The 24,742-nt window shown below is 69.9% G+C and carries 22 protein-coding genes; 12 read left to right on the top strand and 10 right to left on the bottom strand.

Going from position 1 to position 24,742, the window contains the following annotated elements; translation table 11 throughout:
• Positions 1 to 216 precede the first annotated feature (216 nt).
• Genes MKK52_RS23915 through MKK52_RS23905 form a run of 3 tightly spaced genes read left to right on the top strand, consistent with a single transcriptional unit; the run spans position 217 to position 3,464 of the window.
• Entirely contained in the window at positions 217 to 1,314 is a 1,098-nt protein-coding gene (locus tag MKK52_RS23915; RefSeq protein ID WP_313898774.1) for a glycosyltransferase family 4 protein, read from the top strand.
• 21 nt (positions 1,315 to 1,335) lie between these two features.
• Positions 1,336 to 2,421: a glycosyltransferase gene (locus MKK52_RS23910; RefSeq protein WP_243958690.1), complete on the top strand. Its 1,086-nt coding sequence runs from the start codon at positions 1,336 to 1,338 to the stop codon at positions 2,419 to 2,421.
• On the top strand, positions 2,418 to 3,464 hold the full coding sequence (locus MKK52_RS23905; RefSeq protein ID WP_243958688.1) for a glycosyltransferase: 1,047 nt from the start codon (positions 2,418 to 2,420) through the stop codon (positions 3,462 to 3,464). The genes MKK52_RS23910 and MKK52_RS23905 overlap by 4 nt, the downstream gene beginning before the upstream one ends.
• A gap of 9 nt (positions 3,465 to 3,473) precedes the next feature.
• Here the strand turns inward: MKK52_RS23905 and MKK52_RS23900 are convergent, their stop codons facing one another.
• Positions 3,474 to 3,656, bottom strand: coding sequence for a hypothetical protein (locus MKK52_RS23900; protein WP_243958686.1), 183 nt, complete (start codon positions 3,654 to 3,656; stop codon positions 3,474 to 3,476).
• Positions 3,657 to 3,788: 132 nt separating this feature from the next.
• Here MKK52_RS23900 and MKK52_RS23895 point away from each other — a divergent pair, with 132 nt between their 5' ends.
• The 4 genes from MKK52_RS23895 to MKK52_RS23880 all read left to right on the top strand — a co-directional run bounded on the left by MKK52_RS23895 (position 3,789) and on the right by MKK52_RS23880 (position 9,385).
• Entirely contained in the window at positions 3,789 to 5,018 is a 1,230-nt protein-coding gene (locus tag MKK52_RS23895; RefSeq protein ID WP_243958684.1) for an efflux RND transporter periplasmic adaptor subunit, read from the top strand.
• A 9-nt stretch (positions 5,019 to 5,027) separates the two neighbouring features.
• Complete coding sequence (locus MKK52_RS23890; RefSeq protein WP_243958683.1) at positions 5,028 to 8,162, top strand: efflux RND transporter permease subunit; 3,135 nt, start codon at positions 5,028 to 5,030, stop codon at positions 8,160 to 8,162.
• 71 nt (positions 8,163 to 8,233) lie between these two features.
• On the top strand, positions 8,234 to 8,791 hold the full coding sequence (locus MKK52_RS23885; protein ID WP_243958681.1) for a DUF4337 domain-containing protein: 558 nt from the start codon (positions 8,234 to 8,236) through the stop codon (positions 8,789 to 8,791).
• Between the two features lie 57 nt (positions 8,792 to 8,848).
• Positions 8,849 to 9,385 carry a phosphate-starvation-inducible PsiE family protein gene (locus MKK52_RS23880; RefSeq protein WP_243958679.1) on the top strand — a complete coding sequence of 179 codons (537 nt, stop codon included), beginning with the start codon at positions 8,849 to 8,851 and terminating at the stop codon, positions 9,383 to 9,385.
• A 12-nt stretch (positions 9,386 to 9,397) separates the two neighbouring features.
• Here the strand turns inward: MKK52_RS23880 and MKK52_RS23875 are convergent, their stop codons facing one another.
• Positions 9,398 to 9,916 (bottom strand): TspO/MBR family protein, encoded by a 519-nt coding sequence (locus MKK52_RS23875; protein ID WP_243958677.1) that lies wholly within the window; start codon positions 9,914 to 9,916, stop codon positions 9,398 to 9,400.
• 79 nt (positions 9,917 to 9,995) lie between these two features.
• Between MKK52_RS23875 and MKK52_RS23870 the strand changes: the two genes are divergently transcribed.
• From MKK52_RS23870 to MKK52_RS23855, 4 genes are all read left to right on the top strand, one after another.
• Complete coding sequence (locus MKK52_RS23870) at positions 9,996 to 11,201, top strand: trans-sulfuration enzyme family protein (RefSeq protein WP_409564732.1); 1,206 nt, start codon at positions 9,996 to 9,998, stop codon at positions 11,199 to 11,201.
• A gap of 89 nt (positions 11,202 to 11,290) precedes the next feature.
• Entirely contained in the window at positions 11,291 to 11,746 is a 456-nt protein-coding gene (locus MKK52_RS23865; RefSeq protein WP_243958675.1) for a hypothetical protein, read from the top strand.
• Positions 11,747 to 12,139: 393 nt separating this feature from the next.
• The gene (locus MKK52_RS23860; RefSeq protein ID WP_243958673.1) at positions 12,140 to 13,069 is read left to right on the top strand and encodes an AEC family transporter; all 930 of its coding nucleotides are present in this window, start codon (positions 12,140 to 12,142) and stop codon (positions 13,067 to 13,069) included.
• Positions 13,070 to 13,175: 106 nt separating this feature from the next.
• Positions 13,176 to 14,405: an acyl-CoA dehydrogenase gene (locus MKK52_RS23855; protein ID WP_243958671.1), complete on the top strand. Its 1,230-nt coding sequence runs from the start codon at positions 13,176 to 13,178 to the stop codon at positions 14,403 to 14,405.
• A 48-nt stretch (positions 14,406 to 14,453) separates the two neighbouring features.
• Here the strand turns inward: MKK52_RS23855 and MKK52_RS23850 are convergent, their stop codons facing one another.
• The 4 genes from MKK52_RS23850 to MKK52_RS23835 all read right to left on the bottom strand — a co-directional run bounded on the left by MKK52_RS23850 (position 14,454) and on the right by MKK52_RS23835 (position 19,306).
• On the bottom strand, positions 14,454 to 16,868 hold the full coding sequence (locus MKK52_RS23850; RefSeq protein ID WP_243958656.1) for a penicillin-binding protein 1A: 2,415 nt from the start codon (positions 16,866 to 16,868) through the stop codon (positions 14,454 to 14,456).
• A gap of 144 nt (positions 16,869 to 17,012) precedes the next feature.
• Positions 17,013 to 18,269, bottom strand: coding sequence for an N-acetylmuramoyl-L-alanine amidase (locus MKK52_RS23845; protein ID WP_243958648.1), 1,257 nt, complete (start codon positions 18,267 to 18,269; stop codon positions 17,013 to 17,015).
• A gap of 163 nt (positions 18,270 to 18,432) precedes the next feature.
• Complete coding sequence (locus MKK52_RS23840; protein ID WP_243958646.1) at positions 18,433 to 18,846, bottom strand: hypothetical protein; 414 nt, start codon at positions 18,844 to 18,846, stop codon at positions 18,433 to 18,435.
• Between the two features lie 106 nt (positions 18,847 to 18,952).
• Positions 18,953 to 19,306, bottom strand: a complete 354-nt coding sequence (locus MKK52_RS23835) for a phasin (protein WP_243958644.1) — start codon at positions 19,304 to 19,306, stop codon at positions 18,953 to 18,955.
• Between the two features lie 539 nt (positions 19,307 to 19,845).
• Between MKK52_RS23835 and MKK52_RS23830 the strand changes: the two genes are divergently transcribed.
• Entirely contained in the window at positions 19,846 to 20,019 is a 174-nt protein-coding gene (locus tag MKK52_RS23830) for a hypothetical protein (RefSeq protein ID WP_243958643.1), read from the top strand.
• A gap of 47 nt (positions 20,020 to 20,066) precedes the next feature.
• Here MKK52_RS23830 and MKK52_RS23825 read toward each other — a convergent pair whose 3' ends face one another.
• From MKK52_RS23825 to MKK52_RS23810, 4 genes are all read right to left on the bottom strand, one after another.
• On the bottom strand, positions 20,067 to 21,749 hold the full coding sequence (locus MKK52_RS23825; protein WP_243958641.1) for an acyl-CoA dehydrogenase family protein: 1,683 nt from the start codon (positions 21,747 to 21,749) through the stop codon (positions 20,067 to 20,069).
• 109 nt (positions 21,750 to 21,858) lie between these two features.
• Complete coding sequence (locus MKK52_RS23820) at positions 21,859 to 22,065, bottom strand: hypothetical protein (RefSeq protein WP_243958639.1); 207 nt, start codon at positions 22,063 to 22,065, stop codon at positions 21,859 to 21,861.
• A gap of 89 nt (positions 22,066 to 22,154) precedes the next feature.
• Positions 22,155 to 23,708, bottom strand: coding sequence for an FAD-dependent oxidoreductase (locus MKK52_RS23815; protein WP_243958637.1), 1,554 nt, complete (start codon positions 23,706 to 23,708; stop codon positions 22,155 to 22,157).
• A gap of 84 nt (positions 23,709 to 23,792) precedes the next feature.
• Positions 23,793 to 24,689 (bottom strand): DMT family transporter, encoded by an 897-nt coding sequence (locus MKK52_RS23810; RefSeq protein ID WP_243958635.1) that lies wholly within the window; start codon positions 24,687 to 24,689, stop codon positions 23,793 to 23,795.
• Between the last annotated feature and the right edge of the window lie 53 nt (positions 24,690 to 24,742).

The raw sequence follows: 24,742 nt of genomic DNA, 5'->3' as shown, positions 1-24,742 counted from the left end.
CCACCTTTACCGGTACGATCATCCTCCGTTCAGACCGGAGCGGCTAGGACGTTCTGGCATGCTTGCCATGCGAAAGGGTTTTCGGGCCCCGGAACCCGGCAAGCGTGGCCATAAGAACATGTGCGCGATAACCGCCGAGCCCGCCTCAGGCCTACCCTTCGTCTCCAGCGACCGGCAGGTCCGTTCTCATCCGTCCACAACCGTATCGGTGCACGCGTGAAGATCGCTGTCCTTGCCCATCTCAAGTATCCGATCGGTCAACCCCATGCCGGCGGATTGGAGATGCATACCCATCTCCTGACCGCCGCGCTGCGTCGTCGGGGACACGAGGTCGTTCTCTTCGCCAGCAAGGGGTCCGATCCTGCGCTGGAACCGGTGATGCTGTGCGAGCCGACCGGCTGCGCCGTCGCCAACCCGGAGCGCGAGGAGGAGATCGACCGCGCCGAGGCCGAGGCCTACCGCCGGATGATGGACATGGTGGCGGCGGGCGGCTTCGATCTCGTGCACAACAACGCCCTGCACGCCCTGCCGCTGCACGAGAGCGCTCGTCTCGGTCTGCCGTGGGTGACGGTGCTGCACACCCCGCCCTTCGAGAGCCTGACCCAGGGCGTCGTCGCGGCGGACCCGCACATGGCCTTCCTCGCCGTTTCGCCGTCCCTGGCGCAGGAATGGTCGGAGATCGTTCCCCACGCGCAGGTGGTGGGCAACGGCGTCGACCTCTCGACCTTCGCCTACGGCGCCACGCCGGACGACCCGCCCTACGCCTTCTGGTCGGGCCGGATCGTCCCGGAAAAGGGCCTGCACCTCGCCATCGACGCCGCCCGCGCGGCCGGTCTACCGCTGGTCTTCGCCGGGCCGAAGATGAACCCGATCTACTGGGACCAGGAGATCGCGCCCCGCCTCGGGCCGGACCTCACCCATCTCGGCCACCTCGCCCACCGCGACCTCGCCCGCCATCTCGGCCGGGCGCGGGTGGCGATCGTCTCGCCGCGCTGGGAGGAGCCGTTCGGCCTCGTCGTCGCCGAGGCGCTGGCCTGCGGCACGCCGGTCGCCGCCTTCCGCCGGGGCGCCCTGCCGGACATCCTCGACGAGACCTGCGGCCGCCTCGCCGAGCCGGATGACGCGTTGAGCCTCGCCGAGGCGATCCGCGGGGCCGTCGGCCTCTCCCGCCGCGCCTGCCGCGACCGGGCCGAGGCACTGTACGACGCCGAGGCCATGTTCGAGCGCTACTTCGAAATCTACGACGACGTCATCGCCCACGCCTCGGAGCGGGCCCGGCCGAGCCTGCGCCGGGTGGCGGGCGGTCGCGGCTAAAAGGTATCCCAGAGGTCTTTCATGGTGCGTCCCTGCGTCGTCTGCGTCCCGGCCCGGAACGAGGCCGCGCGCTTGCCCCTCCTGCTCGACAGCCTCGCCGGCCAGGACGCCGAAGGCCCGGTCCGGGTGGTGGTGCTGGCCAACAACTGCACCGACGGGATGGTGGAGGTGCTGCGCGAGGGCCAGGAGGCCGGGCGGTTCGAGGGGCTGGACCTACGCATCGTCGAGGCCACCCTCGAAGGGGCGGAGGCCCATGTCGGCACCGCCCGGCGCATGGCGCTCGATGCGGGTGCGAACTGGCTCGCCGAACTCGGCGCGGAGGACGGAATCCTCCTGACCACGGACGCCGATGCGCGCCTTCCCGCGACCTGGGTCTCGGCCAACCTCCGCGCCCTGGAGAATGCCGAGATCGTCGGCGGCCGGCTGGTGATCGACGGCGAGGACGACCTCGCGCCGGGCGTCACCGATCTCAACGCGCGGGTGGAGCGCTACTGGGCCGGCGTGCGCCGCCTTGAGGAATTGCTCGATCCGGCGCCGCACGATCCGGCCCCGCGCCATGGCGACCATACGGGCGCGAGCCTCGGCTTTCCGGTCTCGCTTTACCGCGCGGTGGGCGGCCTGCCGCCGCTGCCCTGCGGCGAGGACAACGCCCTCGTCGGCCTGATGCGCGACGGCGGCGCCCGGCTGCGCCATTGCCCCGACATCCACGTCCTCGTCTCCGCCCGCCGCGATGGGCGGGTGGCGGGGGGCATGGCCACCGAGATGGAGCGCCGGGCGCGGGCCGTCTCCGGGGAGGCTTATCTCCTGCCCGAGGCCGGCTTCTGGGAGCAGCTGGTGCTGCGCCGGGCCGCCCTCCGCCGCGCCTACGACCTGCCCGAGGGGGAGCGCGAGGAGGCTTGCGCCGCCCTCGGCCTCGGCTCCGGCGACCTCGCGGCGGTGCTCGCGACCGGGTGCCCCAACGCCATCGCCTTCGTGGAGCGCGCCGACCGCCTCATCGGAACGCGCTCGGCCCCGGCCCCCGTCTGCGACATCGACATCGCGCTGAAGGATCTCGCGGACATCGCCGCGCGGATCGAGCGGCGCGGCCGCGCCAGGAAGGCTGCGTGACCCGCGGCATCGGGTGGTACGTCCACCATCAGGGCGCGGGCCATCTGCAGCGCGCCCGCGCCGTCGCCGCGGACCTGCACCGACCCTGCACGATCATCGGCACCCTGGCGGAGGCCGACACGACCGGGCTCGACGTGCTCGACCTTCCCGACGACCGCCCCCTCGGCGACGGCGCGGGCTTCGACGGACACGACGGCGAAGCCGAACGGCCGGAGGCGTTCCACTACGCGCCCCTGCGCCATCCCGGCCTGCGCGGCCGCATGGCCCGCATCGCCGCCTGGGTGGAGCGGACGGACCCGGCGCTGCTCGTCGTGGACGTCTCGGTGGAGGTGGCCCTGTTCGCCCGCCTGCTCTCGGTGCCGACGGTGGTGGTGCGCCTCGCCGGCGAGCGCACTGACCGGCCCCATCGCGAGGCGTTCCGCAGCGCGAGCCAGGTGCTCGCCCCGTTCCCCGCCTCCCTCGAATCGCCAGGCACGCCGGATTGGGTCAGGGCGAAGACCTTCTATGCGGGCTTCCTCGGCGGGAGCCGGCCTGCGCTTGCCGCAGACGGGCAGGACGTCGTGGTGGTGTTCGGCAAGGGCGGGGAGGGCGGCGACCTCGGCGCCCTCGCGGCGGCGGCCCGCGCCGTGCCCGAGCGGACATGGCACGTCCTCGGCCCGGTCTCGGGGCAGGGGGAGACGCCCGCAAACCTGCACCTGCACGGTTGGGTCGCCGATGTCGGGGCCTTCGTCGCGAAGGCGGCGGTTCTGGTCGGGGGAGGGGGCGACGGGCTCGTGGCGCTGGCCGCCGCATACGGAAAGCGCTTCCTGTGCCTGCCGGAACCGCGTGCCTATGGGGAGCAGACGGAGAAGGCCGAGGCGTTGCGACAACTGGGCGCCGCCCTGGTCCGGCCCGCGTGGCCGGCGGCCGAGGCGTGGCCCGGCCTGATGCGTGAGGCGCTGGCCCTCGATCCGAAGACCATCGCGGGCCTGTACGACCCGGAGGGGCTCAGACGCTGTGCCGCCTTCCTCGACGGATTGGCCGGGGAAGGCGGTTTGCGATAGTCTGAGGACTTACGAGATCAGGTCGAGCTTGTCGGCCTGCACGCCTTCACTGCGGAGAGTATCGGGCAGGGCGGAATAATCGCGGTAGCCGGCCTCGCGCGCCATGGCGTCGAGGGCGGATTGCTCGTCAGGGGCGGAGCCCGTCCAGAGCACGGCGCCGTTGTTCTTCTGCCTGATCTGAAAGATGCTCATGGAACGGTCCCTCAAGTGGCCACGCTTTCGGCGCGACAACGCGGTCTGTCTGGACTGGTTGCAGCGTGGCCGTGACGATCGGGGCAAGAAGACCCGCCATCAAAACGCCGGGTGCCCGGCGGATAACCTGCCATGTCTCCGTACCGGCGCCAGCGAGCTTTCCCTGTGACGATCCGTTCCGCGCACGCCGCGTGCGCCCTCGCCCTGGTGCTGCTGGCCTCCCCGGCCCGCGCCGTCGAGCCCGCCTCGGTGCCCGAGCCCGCCGCCATCGCCCCGGCCGTGACCGTGGTGCACGCGGAGCGGCGCGAGATCGTGGAGAACGCCGTCGTCACCGGCACGCTGGTCCCACGCGACGAAATCCTCGTCGCCCCCGAGGTCGAGGGGCTGCGCATCACCGAGTTGCTGGTCGAGGAGGGGGACCGGGTCGCGAAGGGGCAAGTCCTCGCCCGCCTGTCGAGCGAGATGATCGCGACGCAGGAGGCGTCCAACGTGGCGGCCATCGCCCGCGCCGAGGCCGCCATCGTCCAGGCGCAGAGCCAGATCGTCCAGGCCGAGGCGGCCGAGACCGAGGCACGGCTCTCCCTCGAACGCGCCCAGACCCTGAGCAAGACCGGCAACGCCACGGCGGCGGTGCTGGAACAGCGCGCCTCCGCCGCGCAGGGCGCCATCGGCCGGGTCGCCGCCGCGAAGGGCGGGCTCCAGGCGGCCCAGGCCGACCTCGCCACGGCGAAGGCGGCGGGCGCCGAGATCGCCCTGCGCCGGGCGCGCACCGATCTCCGCGCCCCCGAGGCCGGCATCGTCAACCGCCGGACCGCCCGCGTCGGCGCCACGGCGACGGCGGTGGGCGAGCCGCTGTTCCGCCTGATCGCCCGGGGCGAAATCGAATTGGAGGGCGAGGTGCCGGAGACCTGGCTCGCCCGGCTGAAGGTGGGCGATCCCGCCCGGCTCACCCTCGATCCGGGGCGCGCCGTCGGCGGCTCGGTGCGCCGGGTCTACCCGGAGGTGGACCGCATGACCCGCCTGGGCAAGGTGCGCATCCGCCTCGCCGACGATCCGGCCCTGCGCATCGGTGCCTTCGGCCGGGGCAGCATCGAGGTCGCCCGGCGCGAGGGCATCGCGGTGCCGGTGTCGAGCCTGATCTACGCCGCCGACGGGCGGGCGAGCCTGCTCGTCGTGAAGGATGGGCGCGTCGAGGCGCGCAAGGTCACGCCGGGTCTCTCGTCCCAGGGCTTCACCGAGATCCGCGACGGCGTGGCGGCGGGCGAGCGGGTCGTGGCCCGCGCCGGCAGCTTCCTGCGCGACGGCGACCGGGTGCGGGCGGTGGAAGCCGCCCCGCCCCCCGCCATCGCCGAAGCGCGCTGAGGACGAGCGATGCGCCTCAACGTCTCCGCCTGGGCGATCCGCAAGCCGCTGCCCTCCATCGTGCTGTTCCTGGTGCTGATGGTGCTGGGGCTGGTGAGCTTCCGCTCCCTGCCGATCACCCGCTTCCCGAACATCGACATCCCGATCGTCTCGGTGACGATCACCCAGGCCGGTGCCGCGCCCTCCGAATTGCAGACCCAGGTGACGAAGTGGGTCGAGGATTCGGTGGCCGGGGTGAAGGGCGTGAAGCACGTCCTCTCCACCATCACCGAGGGCATCTCCACCACGACCATCGAGTTCCGGCTGGAGATCAACCAGGACCGCGCAGTCAACGATGTGAAGGATGCGATCTCCAAGATCCGCATCAACCTGCCACGTACCATCGATGAGCCGATTATCTCCCGCGTGGAGATCGCCGGCCTGCCGATCATGATCTACGGCGCCTCGGCGCCCGCGATGACGCCCGAGGACCTGTCGTGGTTCGTGGACGACGTCGTCGCGCGCGGGTTGCAGAGCGTGAAGGGTGTCGGCGGTGTGGAGCGCCTGGGCGGTGTTGCCCGCGAGATCCGCGTCACCCTGAAGCCCGACCGGCTGCTGTCGCTCGGCATCACGGCGGCCGACGTGAACCGGCAATTGCGCCTGACCTCCGCCGACATGGCCGGCGGCCGTGCCGAGGTCGGCGGGCAGGAACAGTCGATCCGTGCCCTCGCCGCGTCGGCCAGCCTCGACACCCTGGCGGCGACGTCCATCGTCGTGCCCGGCAACCGTAAGGTGCGCCTCGACGAGTTGGCGACCCTCGCCGACACGGCCGAGGAGCCGCGCACCTTCGCCCGGTTCAACGGTGAGCCGGTGGTGGCCTTCGCCATCTCCCGCGCCACGGGGGCGAGCGATGCCGACGTCTCGGTGGGCGTCGCCAAGAAGATCGAGGCCCTGCACGAGGCCAACCCCGATGTGCGCTTCGACCTGATCGACACCAGCGTCACCAACACGATCGGCAATTATCACTCCGCGATGATGGGGCTGATCGAGGGCGCGGCGCTTGCCGTGATCGTCGTGCTCCTGTTCCTGCGCGACTGGCGGGCGACGGTGATCGCCGCCGTGGCGCTGCCGCTCTCGGTGATCCCGACCTTCTGGGCCATGAGCGCGATGGGCTTCTCGCTCAATGCGGTCAGCCTGCTTGCCATCACCCTCGTCACCGGCATCCTCGTGGACGATGCCATCGTGGAGATCGAGAACATCGTCCGCCACATGCGGATGGGGAAATCGCCCTACCGCGCCTCGCTGGAAGCCGCCGACGAGATCGGGCTCGCGGTCATCGCCATCACGGCGACGATCATGGCGATCTTCGCCCCCGTCTCCTTCATGGGCGGCATTGCCGGCCAGTATTTCAAGCAGTTCGGCCTCACCATCGCGGCGGCGGTGTTCATGTCGCTGCTGGTGGCCCGCCTCATCACGCCGCTGCTCGCCGCCTACTTCCTGCGCGACCACGGGCCGGACCACAGCCACGAAGGCCCGGTGATGCGCGGCTATACCCGCCTCGTGCGCTGGTCCGTGCGCCACAAGTACATCACGCTGGTGCTGGGGCTGGCCTGCTTCGTCGCCTCCATCATGTCGACCGGCCTGCTGCCGGCGGGCTTCCTGCCGGCCGAGGATCAGGCGCGCACCCTGTTCGTGGTGGAATTGCCGCCGGGCGCGCGCCTGCCGGACACCGTCGCCATCAGCGACAAGCTGGTGGACCGGATCCGCACGCTGCCGGAGGTGAAGAGCGTCTTCGTGGACGGCGGCCGGCAATTGCCCGGCAAGAAGGAGGTGCGGCTCGCGAGCCTCACCATCAACCTGACGCCGAAGAACACCCGCCACCGCACGCAGAAGCAGGTGGATGCCGAGGTCGCCGCGATCCTGCGCGAGGAGCCCGACATCCGCTTCTGGGCGCTGCGCGAGGGCGGCCAGCGCGATCTCGCGCTGATCGTCGCCGGCCCGGACAAGGCCGTGGTGGCCGACGTCGCGGCTCGGCTCCAGCGCGAGGCGGCGAGCGTCCCCCACCTCGTCAACGTGATGTCGACGGCGCCCCTGGACCGCACCGAGATCCGCATCCGCCCGAAGCCGGCGGTGGCGGCCGACCTCGGCGTCTCCACCGACACCATCGCCGAAACGGTGCGGGTGGGGACCATCGGCGACATCGGGCTCAACCTCGCCAAGTTCAACGCAACCGACCGGCAGATCCCCATCCGGGTGCAATTGCCCGAGACTCTGCGCGGCCAGCTCTCCGAGATCGGCGCCATGAAGGTGCCGGTGAAGGGCGGGCAGGCCGTGCCGCTGGAAACGGTCGCCGACATCACCCTCGGCCAGGGCCCCACCGCCATCGACCGCTACGACCGCGCCATCCGCGTCGCCATCGAGGGCGACATGCAGGGCTCGGACGCGCTCGGCGAGTTGATCTCGCAGGTGCTGAAGCTGCCGGCGGCGAAGGACCTGCCGCCGGGCGTCACCATCAAGCAGACCGGCGACGCCGAGGTGATGGGCGAGGTGTTCGAAGGCTTCGCCCTGGCCATGGGCGCCGGGCTGATGATGGTCTTCGGCGTGCTGATCCTGCTGTTCGGCAACTTCCTTCAACCGCTGACCATCCTGTTCTCGCTGCCGCTCTCCATCGGCGGCGCGATCCTGGCGCTGTTGATCGTGCAGAAGCCGATCTCCATGCCCGTGGTCATCGGCATCCTGATGCTGATGGGCGTGGTGACGAAGAACGCGATCATGCTCGTGGACTTCGCCGTCGAGCAGATCCGCGAGGGCGTCGACCGCACGACGGCCATCGTCGATGCCGGCCGCAAGCGCGCCAGGCCCATCGTGATGACCACCATCGCCATGGCCGCCGGCATGATTCCCTCCGCCCTGGCGCTCGGCATCGGCGGCGAGTTCCGCTCGCCCATGGCCATCGCCGTGATCGGCGGGCTGATCGTCTCGACCGGTCTGTCCCTCGTCTTCGTGCCGGCGATCTTCGTGCTGATGGACGATCTCTCGCGGTTCATCGGCCGGCTGCTCGGCCGCTTCGTGGGCGAGCGCGACGATCCGCTCGACGCCCCCGCCTACGACCATCCCTCGGCCTCCAACGACGGACACCGGCCGCCCCGCGTCGCGGCGGAGTAGCGCGAAGGCCCTTGCGCTTCGCCCCGCGATAAGGTGTCTCCCGCCCGGGACACGAATGGGGGAGTGCGGGCATGTCGGGTGGTCACGGGTCGGGGGGCAGCTCGAACAAGCGCGTGGCGCTGCTGATTTCGGTGCTGGCCCTGTTCCTGGCCTTCAGCGAAACCCTCGGCAAAGCCTCGCAGACGGAGGCCCTGGGCGCCAACGTCGAGGCCTCGAACCTCTGGGCGTTCTTCCAGGCGCGGACGATCCGCATGACGGTGATCCGCACCGCCGACGAGGCCATCGCCCTCCTGCCGCCGGGCACGAGCCAGGAGGCGATCCAGGCCAAGCGCGCCGAATGGGCGAAGACTCTCGCCCGCTACGAGTCGGAGCCCGCCACCGGCGAGGGCCGCAAGGAACTCACCGCCAAGGCCAAGCTCGCCGAGGAGCGCCGCGACCTCTCGCTCCTGCGCTACCACCATTACGAACTGGCCTCGGCCGCCTTCCAGATCGGCATCGTGCTCGCCTCGGCGGAGGTCATCACCGGCATCGCCGCCCTGGTCTTCGCGGGCGGGGCGCTGGGCATCGCGGGCGCGGCGCTGCTCGCCTTCGGCTACCTCGCGCCGCACACCCTGCCGTTCCTGCACTGAGACCGGTATTCCCTTCGAACGGCCGCGCTCTACACCCAATCACGACGGGGGACTATCATGGCCGAGCAGGACGAGGACCAGGATCAGGGTCGCCTGACGCGGGCCGCGAGCTTCATCTTCCTGCACACCGAGCACGCGATCTATGCGGCCCTCGGCCTGCTGCTGGCTCTCACCGCCCTGGCCGCGCTCACCGAGGCGGTGGTGCTGACCTGGGGCGCCCTGCGCTCGCTCGGCGGGGCGGACCAGATCCTCGAAGTCGTGGACCGGCTGCTGTTCCTGCTGATGATCATCGAGATCCTGCACACGGTGCGGGTCTCAATGCGGTCGGGCAAGCTCACCGTCGAGCCGTTCCTGATCGTCGGGCTGATCGCGTCGATCCGGCGGGTGTTGGTGATCACCCTGCAATCCTCCGAACTCACCCACGCGAAGGACATGACGCCGGAGAAGTATGCGCTGTTTCAGGCGGCGATGATCGAGCTCGGCGTGCTCGCCGGGCTGATCATCGTGATGGTCTTCGCGATCTTCCTACTTCACCGCGCCCGCGACGACGGCAAGCCGGCGGGCGAGGAAGCGCACGAGCATGCGGGCGGGTGAGGCAGACGTCCCTCAGTTGAGGCGCAGCACCGCCGCGTTCAGGATCGTCGCGAAGGCGACCCAGCAGGCATAGGGCACGAGGAGCCACGCCGCCGCCCGGTCGAACCGCCACGTCAGGCGGATCGTCCAGAGCACCATCACGAGCAGGGTTGCCACCACGATCAGCCCGAGGCCGATGGCGTGGGCGCTGAAGAAGACCGGCGTCCAGGCCGCGTTCAGGGCCATCTGGACGAGGAAGGCGCCGAGCGCCAGTCGCCAGCCCTCGCGGCTCGGCCCGGTGAGCGGGCGCGCCCCGAGCAGCCGCCACAGCGACACGGCGATCATCGTGTAGAGCACGGTCCAGGCGACGGGGAACACCCAGTCCGGCGGGTTGAACCACGGCTTGTTGAGGCCGGCATACCAGCCGCCGATCTCGGCCTGGGTCGAGACGGAGCCGATGAACGCCGTCGCGGCGACCGGCAGGACCGCGCAGGCGAGGCGCAGCCAGGGCCTCAGCGCGGGGCCTTCCGGGACATGGGTGGCGGCGGTCATGGCGGCTCGTCGGTTGGCGTGGGTTGCGGCGGCCCCGCCGTCGTGTCAGCGCGGGCGCGGAACGGGCAGGACAAATCGGATGTCAGGCACTAACGCACCAGAGGCGCCGGGTGGCATGCCGGACGACACGCAAGCGGTGGATTTCTCGCGGCGGAGCCTCGCCGCGCAGGCGATGGGCCATGTCGACCCGGCCACCCGCGCCGTGGTGATGCCGCTCCATGTGGCGACGACCTTCATCCGCGACCCGGATAACGGCTACTCGTCGGGCTTCTCCTATGCCCGGCCCGACAACGCCACCGTCCGCGAGGCGGAAGCGGTGCTCGCGATGCTGGAGGGCGCGCAGGCGGGGGCCATGCTGTTCGGCTCCGGCATGGCGGCGGCGACGGCCGTGTTCGGCGCCCTTGAGCCCGGCGACCACGTGGTCGCGAGCCATGTGATGTACTGGGCGCTGAAGCGCTGGCTGCGCGCGGAGATGCCCCGGCGCGGCATCGCGGTGGATTTCGTCGGCACCGACGACCTCGATGGCCTGAAGGCCGCGATCCGCCCCGGCGCGACGAAGCTCGTCTGGATCGAGACGCCCGGCAACCCGCTCTGGACCGTCACCGACATCGCCGCCGCCGCCGCCCTCGCCCACGAGGCCGGCGCGCGGCTCGCGGTGGATTCCACCGCCGCCTCGCCGTTCCACACGCGCCCCCTCGATCTCGGCGCCGACATCGTGATGCATTCGGCGACCAAGATCCTGAACGGCCATTCCGACGTCGTGGCTGGCGCCCTCATGGGGGCGAAGGCCGACGCGTTCTGGGAGCGGATCGCCGGCATCCGCGCCGGCAGCGGCGGCATCCTCGGGCCGTTCGAGGCCTACCTGTTGATGCGCTCCCTGCGGACCTTCCACCTCCGCGCGGCGGCGCAATCGGCCGGTGCCGCGATCCTGGCCGCGCGGTTCCAGGGGCATCCCCATGTGGCGCATGTCCTCTATCCCGGCCTGCCGGGCGATCCGGGCCATGCAGTGGCCGCCCGCCAGATGCACGACGGGTTCGGCTTCATGCTGTCGCTGCGGGTCGTGGGCGGCGAGGCGGGGGCCATCGCCACCGCCGCGCGGGTGCGGCTGTGGAAGCGGGCGACGTCGCTCGGCGGCGTCGAGAGCCTCATCGAGCACCGCGCCTCCGTGGAGGGGCCGGACAGCCCGTGCCCGCCCGATCTTCTGCGCCTCTCGACGGGGATCGAGGCCCCGGACGACCTCTACGCCGACCTCGACGCCGCCCTGAGGGCCGCGCACGCGGGGTGATGGATCGCCGCTGGTGCCGAAAGGCGCGCTGGCGCGTTGTCGCGGACATCCGCCACGGCGCCCGGCGCCTTCAGCCCGCGAGACCTCCGATGAGACCGCTTCTCCCCGCCGCGTTCCTGATCCTGGGCTTCGCCGCCCACGCCCAGGCCGACACGGTGCCCGACCTCGACGTGGAGAAGACCTGCCGGTCGTCCCAGATCGCGGATCCCGGCGTCAACGACAAGGCGAGCTACGAGGGCTGTCTGCGCTCCGAGAAGGACGCCAAGAGCCAGGCCGAGAAGCATTGGAACTCATACGCGCCCGCCGCGAAGCGGCAATGCGAGGCGCAGTTCAAGGCCGGCGGCTACCCGTCCTATGTCGAGATGATCACCTGTCTCGAACTCGCGACGGGCGTGGTGCCGGGCCAGAATACCGGCGACACCGGCGTCGGCGGCAAGGGTACGGCCAAGTCGGCCGGCGTCGAGGGCCAGGACGGACAGAACCTCACCAAGGAGCCGAGCGCGAGCCAGCGGACGGACCCGTTGAAGGTGCTCGAAAACCAGTAAGGTCGGCGCAAACAACCGCCAGGATGTCCAGATCCCGTGCCCGGTGAGCCGACGGGTGCCTGCGGGCGAGGACATCGCTCGGTCATTCGGAGACGCCGAGATGTGGTGCCTGCCACGGATCAGCGTTCTTGTGGTGGTGAAACGAGTGCGGAGGACCAGCTGGCACCTGATCCTCCGCGTTAAGCTCGGTTAATTAACCAACAAGAAGGTCCGGGGCGGCGAAAGCCGTCATGGGCCGCTCCGAAAATATGGGGCCGGTGCCGAAGAGCGGTCAAGGGCCCCGTAGGTTGTACTGCGAAGTCGTCCCTGCGTTCTTCGAAGGTCTGCACGGCGCATCGCCGTGCTATGCGCCGGCAAAGCTCGCTGTCGAGCCTGCGCCAGATTGCCGGATCCGTGAACGCCCTCACCATCATCGCCCCGATCTTCGGGATCGTCCTGATCGGCTGGGGCGCCGCGCTGACGGGGCTGATCTCCGACAAGGTGAGCGACGGGCTCTCGGAATACGTCTTCGCGGTCGCGGTGCCCGCGCTGATCGTCGCGACGCTGACCCGGCCGGGGATGAGCGGCGAGATCGCGTGGTCGTACTGGGTCTCGTATTTCGGCGGCGCGGCGCTGTCGTGGCTGACGGGCACGCTCATCGCCAAGCGGCGGGCCGGCGTGGAGCGCCGGGGCGCGATCCTGCACGGCTTCGCGGCGAGCCAGTCGAACACGGTGTTCGTCGGCGTGCCGATGATCCTGCAGGCCTATGGCGAGGAGGGGGCTTTCCCCCTGTTCATGCTGCTCGCCGTCCACCTGCCCCTGATGATGGGCAGCGCCACGTTCCTCATCGAATCGGATTCCGACAAGCCGATCCTCGCGCGCCTGCGGGGCCTTGCCCTGGTGCTGCTGAAGAACCCGATCTTCGTCGCCCTGATCGTCGGCATGGTGCTGAAGGGGACGGGCATCACCCCCTCGGGCATCCCGAAGGCGCTGATCGATTCCTTCGCCGGCACGGCCTCCACCTGCGCCCTCGTCGCCCTCGGGGCGGGGCTTAAGCGCTACAAGGTGTTGTTCGATCTGAAGGGCGCGTTGGTCATCGCGCTGCTCAAGAACATCCTGCATCCCCTCGCGGTCTGGCTGCTCGCCTTCCACGTCTTCTCGATGCCGCCTGCCTATGCGGGTGTCGCGACGCTGTTCGCCGCCATGCCGGTGGGCATCAACGCCTACCTGATGGCCGCGCGCTACAAGACCGAGATGGGCATGATCGCCGCCTCGGTGCTGGTTTCGACGCTGATGGCGCCGCTCTCGGCGCTGTTCTGGCTCACTCTCCTCGGCAAGGCCTGACGGGACGGGCCGCGCGTCACCCGTCGCGTTGGCCGCGGGCCGGCATGGGTTTAGGTTGACCCGACGACAGCGGGCCATGAGACCCGCGCGACCCTGCGAGGAACCCATGAACGCGCCGATGCGCCCCCCGGGCAGCGCCTCCCCCTCCGCCCCGCCCTCCGCGCGCTTCGTGTGGGACGACCCGTTCCTGCTCGACGAGCAACTGACCGAGGACGAGCGCGCCATCCGCGACGCGGCGCAGGATTTCGCCCGCGAGCGGCTGCTGCCCGGCATCGTCGAGGCCTATGCCCACGAGAAGACCGATCCCGGCCTGTTCCGGGAGATGGGCGAGCGCGGCCTTCTCGGCGTGACCCTGCCGGAGGAATACGGCTGCGCGGGCGCGAGCTACGTCGCCTATGGGCTGGTGGCGCGGGCCGTGGAAGCGGTCGATTCCGGCTACCGCTCGATGATGAGCGTGCAATCCTCCCTCGTGATGTACCCGATCTACGCCTACGGTTCGGAGGAGCAGCGCCGGAAGTACCTGCCGAAGCTCGCCTCGGGCGAGTGGATCGGCTGCTTCGGCCTCACCGAGCCGGATGCCGGCTCCGATCCGGCGGGTATGAAGACCAAGGCGGTAAAGACCGCCGACGGGTATCGGATCTCTGGCGCCAAGATGTGGATCTCGAACGCGCCCTTCGCGGACGTGTTCGTCGTCTGGGCGAAGTCGGCGGAACACGACGACGCCATCCGCGGCTTCATTCTTGAGAAGGGGATGAAGGGTCTTTCCGCGCCGACTATTAAGGGCAAGCTCTCCCTGCGCGCCTCCACCACGGGCGAGATCGTCATGGAGGATGTGGAGGTCGGGGAGGACGCGCTGCTGCCGAACGTCTCCGGCCTGAAGGGTCCGTTCGGCTGCCTCAACCGGGCACGCTACGGCATCTCCTGGGGCGTCATGGGCGCGGCGGAGGATTGCTGGCGCCGGGCGCGGGACTACACGCTGGAGCGCAAGCAGTTCGGCCGCCCGCTCGCGCAGACGCAGCTCGTCCAGAAGAAGCTCGCCGACATGCAGACCGAGATCACGCTCGGCCTCCAGGCCTCGCTGCGGGTCGGCCGCCTGATGGACGAGCACAAGATGGCGCCGGAGATGATCAGCCTGATCAAGCGCAACAATTGCGGCAAGGCACTCGACATCGCCCGCGTCGCCCGCGACATGCACGGCGGCAACGGCATCATGGGCGAGTACCACGTGATGCGGCACGCCCAGAACCTCGAAACGGTGAACACCTACGAGGGCACCCACGACGTCCACGCCCTGATCCTCGGACGGGCGCAGACGGGGCTGCAGGCGTTCTTCTGAGATCGCACTGTCCCCTCTCGCCGCTTGCGGCGAGAGGGGAGGGGAAGCTCAGTACACCCCACCGGCCTGGGCGGCTGCGTCGGCGTTCGGCGCGGCGGCGGCGGGGGCGCTGCTGGCCGGGGCCACGTAGGCGTCCGGCGGGGCGGTGCCCGGCTTGAACGCCTCCAGGATCGTGCCCGCGCCTTCGCCCGAGCCGGCGCGGGTGCCGGAGGCGAGGTTGACGCGGATCAGCTTGATGCCCGGCGGCACGCGGAACGGCGTCGGCGGCTTGTCTTTCAGCGCCTGCTTCAGGAAGTCGAGGGCGATGGGGGCCGCGAGGCCGCCACCGGTCGCCCGGTCGCCCAGCGAGCGCGGCTTATCGAAGCCGATATAGATCCCCACCGCGAGGTCGGGGGAGAAGCCCACGAACCACGCATCCTTCGCGTCGTTGGTGGTGCCGGTTTTGCCGGCCAGCGGCTTGCCGATCTGCTTCAGGATCGTGGCGGTGCCGCGCTGGACGACGCCCTCCATGATCGAGACCATCTGGTAGGCGGTGAGCGGATCGAGCACCTGCTCGGAATCGTCCACCAGCTTCGGCTCGTCCTGGCCCGACCACTTCTCCGCGTCGCAGCCGACGCATTTGCGGTTGTCGTGCCGGTAGATCGTCTCGCCGATCCGGTCCTGGATCCGGTCGATGAGCGTCGGGCGGATGCGGCGCCCGCCATTGGCGAGCATCGAATAGGCGGTGACCATGCGCATCACCGTCGTCTCGCCCGCGCCGAGCGACATCGGCAGCACCGGCAGCAGGTCGTCGTAGACACCGAAGCGGCGGGCATACTCCGCGATCAGCGGCATGCCGACATCCTTGGCGAGGCGCACCGTCATCAGGTTCTTCGAGTGCTCGATCCCGTAGCGCAGCGTGTGCGGGCCACCGGACTTGCCGTCGTAGTTCGAGGGCGTCCACGCCTCCTGGCCGGGCCCGGCCTCGATGGTGATCGGCGTGTCGAGCACGATGGAGGAGGGGGTGTAGCCGTTGTCGAGCGCCGCCGAGTAGACGATCGGCTTGAACGACGAACCGGGCTGGCGCATCGCCTGGGTGGCGCGGTTGAACTCGGATTCATCGTAGGAGAAGCCGCCGACCATCGCATGCACGCGGCCGGTGTTCGGGTCCATGGCGACGATGCCGCCGGAGACCTCCGGCCGCTGGCGCAGGCGGTACTGGTTGCGCCCGCCATCCATGGCCTCGACATAGACCATGTCGCCCGGCCGCAGGTTCGGTCGCCCGGCCCAGCGCATCCCCTCGGGGGTGATCACGCCGGTCTCGCGGTCCTTGGAGATCTGGCCGGAGGCCTCGCGACGGGGCTGGAGCCCCACCTGGATGCCGCTCGCGCCGGAGCCCAGCACCACGGCGAGGCGCCAGGGGGCGACGTCGCCCAGCGCCGGCACCTCGGAGGCGGCTTGCCCCCAATCGCGCCCGGTCAGGTCGACGTGGTTCGCCGGGCCGTGCCAGCCATGCGCCTGATCGTAGCGCACGAGGCCGTCCACCAGGGCCTTGCGCGCCCAGGCCTGCATCTTCGGATCGAGGGTGGTGCGCACGGAGAGGCCGCCCTCGTAGAGCTTCTTCTCGCCGTAGCGCTCGGAGATCTCGCGGCGGACCTCCTCGGTGAAGTAGTTGGCAATGGAGCCGTTCGGGAAGGCCACGCGGGGGTTCACGCCGAGCGGCTGCTTCTTGGCGTTCTCCTCCTCCTCGCGGGTGATGTAGCCGTTCTCCCGCATCAGGCGGATGATCTCGTTGCGCCGGTCCAGCGCCGCCTGGGTCTTGCGGTAGGGGTGGTAGTTGTTCGGCCCCTTCGGCAGCGCGGCGAGGTAGGCCGCCTCGTTGATCGTCAACTCGTGGACGGACTTGCCGAAATAATCGAGCGCGGCGGCGGCGACGCCGTGCAGGTTCCGGCCCGGCACGATGGTGCCGAGGAAGATCTCGTTCAGGTAGAGCTCGAGGATCTTGTCCTTCGAGTAGGCGGCCTCGATGCGTAGGGCGACGAGGGCCTCCTTGATCTTGCGGTCGTAGGTCTGCTCCGAGGAGAGCAGGAAGTTCTTGGCCACCTGCTGCGTGATGGTCGAGGCACCCTGCCGCTTGCCTGACTTGGCGTTGGTTAGGAAGGCGCGCACGATCCCCTCGGGGTCGATGCCGCCGTGCTTGTAGAAGTTCTTGTCCTCGGCCGAGAGGAAGGCCGCCACGACGATCTTCGGCATGGCCTGGATCGGCAGGTACAACCGGCGCTCGCGGGCATATTCGGCCAGCAGCGAGCCGTCCGCCGCGTGGACGCGGGTCATCACCGGGGGCTCGTAGTTCGCGAGCGCGGCGTGGTCGGGCAGGTCCTGGCTGTACTTCCAGTAGAAGTAGCCGGCCACCACGGCGCCGACGCAGAACAGCACCGCGCCGGCACTGAACAGAATCCCGAAGAAACGAAGGATCAGACGCATCCGGTTTTCCGCTCGCCGCCAGCCCGGAGTTGCACCGACTCTCGGCGCAATCGGCTCCCGGACGCTGCCCTCAGGAGCCCCGCGAGGAGCCGCTTTGCAACCTCGCGTGCCGGGGCATCCGAACGCCCCGTATCCACACCGTATCTATGGTGAAACTGGGGCGATGGCGGCCGACCGGCGCGTCCCGGTGCCCGGCTTACCGATACTCGTGCGGGTTGCAAAGAATTGATCGACGGCCTTGGCCATCGATCCCGTGACCCCGGCGCGCCATTCGGGGTCCTGCAACTTCTCCAGATCGCGCTTGCTCGACAGGTAGCCGAGTTCCACCAGCACGCTCGGCACGTCGGGGGAGCGTAGCACCACGAAGCGGGCCTCGCGGTGGGGCTTGGTGCTCATCTCCATCACAGGGCCGAGCTGGCCCATGAGGTTGCGCGCGAAGCCCGACGAGAAGCCACGCGTCTCGCGCAACGTCAGTTCCTGAAGGATGTCGGCGATGTCCGGCGCGGCCTCGGCGGCTTCCGCGCCGGCGGCGGCGTCGGCACGGTTCTCGCGCTCGGCGAGCTTGGCTGATTCGGCGTCGGTCGCCTTCTCGGAGCCGGTGTAGATCGTCGCCCCGCGCACCTGCGGCGCCGAGGAGATCGAATCGGCATGGATCGAGATGAACAGGTCGGCCTTGGCCTCGCGGGCGATGCGCACGCGCTCGTTCAGGGGCACGAACACGTCGCGGTCACGGGTCATCTGCACCCGGTAGCGGCCGGCGGCGTTCAGCTTGCCCGCCAGATCCTGCGCGAATCCGAACACGATGTCCTTCTCGAACACGCCCGTCGTGGCGATGGCGCCGGGATCGGTCCCGCCATGCCCGGCATCGATGACGATGAGCGGGCGCGGATCGGTGGTCGTCGCGGCCGCCGAGGGGGCCGGGGCGGGCCGGGGATCGGCAGAGGCGGCGGCCTTGCGGAATGCGTCGCGATCCACCTTCTGAAGCGGGATCGTCATGAGGACCGCCCCGTCGCGGGGGCGGGTGGCGGTGTCGATCCGGCCCACGGTGGCGGGGGCGGCGAGGTCGATGACGATGCGCGAGCGGCCCGGCGCGAACAGGCCGTAGCGGAAGGACTGCACCACGCCGTCGCGCCGACGGCCGGAATCCGAATCCAATTGGAAGTTGACCTCGGGCAGGTCGATCACCACGCGGTCGGGCCGCTCCATCACGAAGGCGCGGGCATCGACCGGCCGCGACAGGGTAAGGGTGAGCTTGCTCTGGTTGCCCTGGCTCGACAGGTCGGCGCCGATGGCGACGGCCGCCCCGCGCTCGCTGTCCTGAGCGCGCAGGGGCACGGCCAGAGCCAGGACGGCGGCCAGGCCGAGGACTACGGAGCGGATCAAATACGCGCGGCCAAGCATCGGACCATGTCGTTTCCCATGCGCCTCGATAGGCAATAGGAGCGCGATGGTTAACCGATGCTTTCCATCACAGGTTCGTTCGGGGCGTGGATGTTGCCGCGAAGCGACAGCGGAAGCGTACTCTAGATTGCGCTCACCACGTCGCTCTCGCGCGGTGCGAGCATCAGCGGGCGGTGAACGACCGGCTGGCGGAGACCGTCAGCATGCCCCAGCAGGTCAGGGTCGAGTCGGCGGCGCGCTGGAATTCGCCGATCTGCAGGCGGACGAAGTCGGCCACGGAGCGGACCCCCGCGAGGGCGCGCAGATGCGCCGCGAACGCCTCGCCCTCACCGATGACGTAGTTCATCACCGTGGTGCCGAAGGTTTCCGCGTCGAGCAGACGCGGCGAGGTCGACGCGATGGCGGCAGCCGGCACGGCGGCGGCTTCCATAACCGTTGCGGGTAGGATTTCAGCAGGCGGATCGAGGGGAGCCGGCTCGGGGGCGGGTTCCTGGAACCCGGCATCCGGGAGCACGGCCGGTGCCGCGGCGGGCGTCGGCTGCTGTCTCTGGTATCGCGGTCGGCGCGGCTTGGACATCGCGGGCGATCCTCGTCGCAGGCGCCCTCGGCGGCATCGCGCTCAGGAGGGCCGGGCGGCGTGGGGCGAGCCCCCGGGGTGGGGACGCGCCGTTTGGCTCAGGCGATCAGCGCGCGGCGTTCTGGGCCAGCGAGCCGAACTCCTTCGCCTGCGACTGAAGCGTGGCGAACTGGCTGCGGACGAACTCGGACTGCAGCTCGAAGGCCTCGCGCATGTCGCGGGTGCGGACCAGCTTCTGAGCGTAGTCGAACGCGGCGTTCGCGTTGTTCTGCGCGTGGTCGAAACCCTTCGAGACGGCGGCGGTGAACGTCGACTGGAAGGTGTGACCGGCCGTCTGCATCTGCTCGCTGGCCTTGATGGCGTTGGCCATCATCGTGCCGACGGCGGTGCGGGCCTGATCCACGCTCTTCTCGGCGAAATCGCGCATCTCGTTCGGGATCTCGAAATTCGGGGTCTGCATGGGGGTCTCCAGCCAGAATGACAGCGGGCGCGAACCCTCGGTTCGCCGTTGACGGAATCGATCTATGTTGCGCTGCAATAAAAGTCAATCGGGCTAATCGCGGAAATTATCCTGCCATTCGCACCGATGTCAGGGAGGGGGCAGGCCAGCAATAGGTTTCGACCTATAGACCTTGGCCCCCCCGGTTCGTGCCCGGACTGAATCCGCCGAAGCGAGCCGAGGAGCCTATAGTCGCCCCATCTCAAGCAAGGCGTCGCGATTACACATATCGCTCGATGTACTGCAAGCGTAACCGTTGATAAAGTCTGATGGCAGCGCTGCCAAAAGCCTCACGGCAAAGTTTGAGAAGCTGTCCCGTTTGTGCGGCGCAGCGCTAGGCTGGGCGCGCGATGCCGCGTCCTCCCTGCGGAGGCGATCACCGGAAGGAGAGGGTGAGGGTGTCTGAAAAGTCGGTGCCGGTTTCGGAAACACCGGCGGCGCCTCGCGTTGATGGGCACCCGCACCCGACTGGGTGCATCCCCCATGCGAAGGAAACCGCGATGGCCGACGACAGGACCAAGCCCGATCAGGCCGGCTTCCAGCAGGACAGCGCCAAGCCGGGCGACAAGCAGAATCCGGAAAACAAGCAGGAGAAGCTGAGCGAGCGTCTCGACGACGCCCTCGAAGAGACCTTCCCGTCGAGCGACCCGGTCTCCGTGAAGATCACGAAATAAAAAAAAGGCCGGGCGGCTTGGCGCCGCCCGGCCTTCGGGGAAACGTTTTACGCCGCGTCGAGCAGGCGGCGTGCGATGACCTGGGCCTGGATCTCGGCCGCGCCCTCGAAGATCGAGAGGATGCGGGCGTCGCAGAGGATGCGGCTCACCGGATATTCCAGGGCGAAGCCGTTGCCGCCGTGGATCTGGAGGGCGTTGTCCGCCGCCGCCCAGGCGACGCGGGCGCCGAGCAGCTTGGCCATCCCGGCTTCGAGATCGCAGCGTCGCTCCTCGTCCTTCCGCCGGGCGGAGAAGTAGGTCAGCTGCCGGGCGATGTTGATCTCCACCGCCATCATCGCGAGCTTGTCGGAGACGCGAGGGAAGTTCACCAGCGCCTTGCCGAACTGCACGCGCTCCTCGGCGTAGCGCAGGCCGACATCCAGTGCCGCCTGGGCGACGCCGATGGCGCGGGCGGCGGTCTGGATGCGGGCCGATTCGAAGGTCTGCATGAGCTGGGTAAAGCCCTTGCCCTCGACCTCGCCGAGCAGGTTCGCCGCCGGGACGGCGAAGTTCTCGAAGGCCAGCTCGTATTCCTTCATGCCCCGGTAGCCGAGCACCTCGATCTCACCGCCGGACAGGCCCTCGACGGGGAAGGGATCCTCGTCGGTGCCGCGCGGCTTCTCGGCGATGAGGAGGGAGAGACCCCTGTGGCCCTTCTCCTCCGGCTTCGTGCGCACCAGCACGGTCATGATGTCGGCGCGGACGGGGTGGGTGATCCAGGTCTTGTTGCCGGTGATCTTCCAGGTGTCGCCCTCCTTCACCGCGCGGGTGCGCAGCGAGGCGAGGTCGGAGCCGGTGTTCGGCTCGGTGAAGACGGCGGTGGGCAGGATGTCGCCGCTGGCGATCTTGGGCAGGAAGCGGTGCTTCTGCTCCTCAGTGCCGCCGCACAGGATCAGTTCGGCGGCGATCTCGGAGCGGGTGCCCAGCGAGCCGACGCCGATATAGGCGCGGGACAGTTCCTCCGAGACCACACACATCGCGGCCTTGGGCATGCCCATGCCGCCGTATTCCTCGGGGATCGTCAGGCCGAACACGCCGAGCTCGGCCATCTTCTCGACCACCGACATCGGAATGTAGGCGTTCTGCAGATGCCACTCGTGGGCGTGGTCGGCGACCTCGGCCTTGCCGAAGCGGCGCATCTCGGAGCGGATCGCCTCCATGTCCTCGTCAAGGCCGGAATTGCCAACCGTGGCGCCGCCGCTGCCGTCGCGCATCCGCAGGACGAGGGCAGCGCGGTTCTCGGCGGTGTTGCCCTCGGCGATCAGGGTCTCGACCGCCTCGGTGCGGAACTCCGCGACCTCCTTGGCCGACAGGCCGAGGGAGCTGACCGGACGCACCATCTCGCCCTGGCTCATCGGGATGGCCGAGAACATTTGGTCGAGATACTCGCCCGCGCCGATGCGCACGAGGAGGTCCTCGGTCTCGCCGAACTGGCCGGATTCCGTCAGGCGCTCGGCATAGTCGCCGAGTTCGCGCACGGCCTCTGCATAGGTCGCGAGCCACGCGAGGCCGTGGGCGGCGTGCTGCTGGGCTTCGAGCTTGGCGGTGTCGATCTTGCCGTCGGCGCCGATGACGCGGGCGCGGACACGACGGATGGCCTCGTCGCTGAGGCGCTTGGCGGCTTGGCCGGCGGCCTTCGTCACCGCGACGGTGTCGAAGGGTTCGGCCTGGATGGCGGGGGAAGCGGACATGGCGTTCTCTCGCGTTTTGCGTCTGTTATGGCGACCCTTCTAAACGCTTCCGGGCCAACGCCGAAATAGATTCCATTGCCGGACGCTTGAACCAAAGTTCAAGAACGGCTCAGTGCTTCACCTCGCAACGGGTCTTCACATACGCGCCGTCCTCGCCCTTGAAGCCCGAACTGGCGGCGAGGACCGGACCCTGGATCAGGCACTCCTGTAGGGTGTGAGCCGGGCCGGTGATGACGTCGAGGGCGGTGTCGCGCGAGCAATCCGGCCCCTGGACGGAGGCCGCGCAGATGAGCGCGACGACGATGATCTGGTTCATGGCGCATCCCCGACGGCGCCCGATGGCGCAAGCAGGGGAAAGCGGGAACCCCTCCACCCCGTTCCGTGCCGTGCTGACGCAGTGCCCGCCTAGGCGGCGTCCCGCGCCAGGGCGGAAAGGTCCGCGCCGGCCTCGATCTCGGCGGCCTTCGGCAGGCGCCCGAGCCCGAGCAGATGCAGGAAGGCGGTGAAGGCGCCGTTCCGGCCGATGCTGCAGGCGGCGGTGACGGTGTCGCCGGTCACGTAATAGGCGATGAAGTCGAGGGCGGCGGGATCGCCCTGCAGGATGATCCGGTCGAAATCCTTGGCATAGCCGCCGTAATCGAGCCGCTTGTCGCCCTGGTTGCTCCAGAAGAACGGCGCGCCCGCGAAGTCGCCGCCCCGGCCGAGGATCGCGTGGGCCACGTGCGTGCCGTGCTGCTGCGCGAGGCGCCAATGCTCGATCCGCGCGGTCTGCCCGCTCGCCTTCTCGGGGAAGGCGGCGATGTCGCCCGCAATCCAGACGCCGTCGGCGACCTTCAGGTCGCCGCCGACCGTGAGCCCGCCGCTGTCGTCCGGGGCGATCCCGGCGATCAGGTCCGCTTCCGGCTTCGCGCCCGCGCCCACGAGGACGATGTCGGCCGGCAAGCGCCGTCCGTCCTCGGTCTCGACGGCCTCGACATGGCCGTTCCCGGCGATTCCGGCGACGGAGCCCTGTGCGAAGGTGACGCCGTTGCCGGCGTGATATTGCTTGAGCGCCGCGCCCACCGCCTCACCGAAGCGCTTGGCGAAGGGCACCTCCTCGCGGGCCAGCACCGTGACGGCGAGGCCGCGCTTGGTGAGGAAGGCGGCGGCCTCCATGCCGATGAAGCCGGCGCCCACCACCACGACGGTCTTGCCCTCGCCCGCCGCCTCGCTCACGCGCAGCGCGTCGTCGAGGCTGCGCAGGGTGAACACGCCGTCGAGATCCTTGCCGGGGAAATCCGGCATCGCCGCCCGGCTCCCCGTGGCGACGAGGATCGCCCCGGCCTTCAGCGTCCGCCCATCCTTCAGCCGGACCTCGCGGGCGGCGGGATCGACCTTGGTCACGTCCGCCGTCAGTCGCTCGACCCCGTTGCTTTCCGCGAAATCGGGCTCGATCAGCACCTTTTCCGGCGGGGTGGGCTTGGCCAGGAATTGCTTCGACAGCTTGGTCCGGTCGTAGGGCGGATGCGTCTCGCGGCCGACCAAAGTGATGCGGCCGTCATAGCCTTCCCGGCGTAGGGTCTTCACGCAGGCGACGGCAGCGGCGCCCGAGCCGACGATCAGTACGTCCGCGACGGGGGCGCTGATGGTCTTCTTCGGCGCGGGCTCCGGTGTCAGGGTCGCGACCGCCTCCGCGCCTTCGATGCGCACGGGATAGCGCGTGAGGGAGTCGAGGGCCGGCGGCTCTTCGAGGCTTCCGTCCGCGAGGGCGAAGGCGGTCTTGTGCCAGGGGCAGTAGAGGCGCCCGCCGCAGATCTCGCCCTTGGCCAGCGGTGCGCCGAGATGCGGGCACTTGGCCTGGAACGCCCGCACGCCGGAGGCGTCGCGCACGAACAGCACCTTGTCGTCCCCGGCCGCGCCTTCCTTCATGCCTCCCATCGGGATCGCGTCGAGGGCGAGGCGGATCTCGGTTCCGGGCATGGCGGCGTCACTCCTGGCGAGCGCCGTTGCGCCCGGCCGATCAAGTCGCTGAGCCCGATCCGGTTGCGCTCCGCGACGTCGCGCCTAACCCCTGTTCGCCACGGCGACGCCCGCCGCCGCCACGGCCATGCCGGCGATCTGCACCAGCGTCAGGGTCTCGCCGAACAGCAGGTAGCCGAGCGCCGCCGAGACCGGCGGCACGAGGAAGAACAGCGCGGCGACGCCCGCCACGGCGCCCCGCCGGATGAGGAACAGGAACAGCAGCACCCCGGCGACGGAGTTCACGAGGATCGCCCAGCCGAGGCTGAACCAGAGGGGGCCGACCGCGTCGAACCGGGGCCCGCCGAAGGCCAGGGCCAGGGGCACGGCGCAGGCCGTCCCGCCGAGAAATTGCAGTACGGCGCTGGCGAGCAGGTCGCCGCCCCCGCCCGTGCGCTTCTGCCAGAGGGTGCCGAGCGTCAGGGCGACGACGCTGCCGAGCGACACGGCGAGCGCCCCGGGCGGGATCCCCGCCGCATCGGTGGCCCCAAGCTTCGGCACGAGCACGAGCGCCGCGCCGAGGAAGCCCACGGCGATGCCCGCCGCCCGGCGCCGGCTGACGCGTTCGCCGAGGAGCGGCCCGGCCAGGGACGCCGTGAGGAGGGGCTGGAGGCTCCCGACGAGGGCAGCGATGCCGGCCGGCAGGCCGTGGCTGATCGCGACGAAGGTGGCCGAGAGATAGACCCCCTGCATCAGGAAGCCGGCGACGAGGGGCCCGCGCCAGCCCGTCCACCCCGCCGGGAACCGCGCCCCTACCGCCAGGGCGATGAGGCCGAGGATGAGGGCCACGCTGCTGAAGCGCAAGGCGGTGAAGACCAGCGGGTCGGCATGGGGCACCGATCCGCGCGCAACGATGAAGCCCGTCGACCAGATCAGCACGAACAGGCCCGGCACCAGGGCGGACGCGACCGGCGAGGGGGTGGGAGGACGCGACGGGCTCAACTTCGTTCAGGCTACGCGACGGGCGGACAAGGCCAAGCATGGCCGCGACGTTC

It is taken from the genome of Methylobacterium sp. J-067, from assembly GCF_022829465.1.
In the GTDB taxonomy this organism is placed as follows: Bacteria; Pseudomonadota; Alphaproteobacteria; order Rhizobiales; family Beijerinckiaceae; genus Methylobacterium; species Methylobacterium litchii.
The sequence above is the reverse complement of the archived record's forward strand: the minus strand, read 5'-3'. Positions and strand labels throughout refer to the sequence as shown.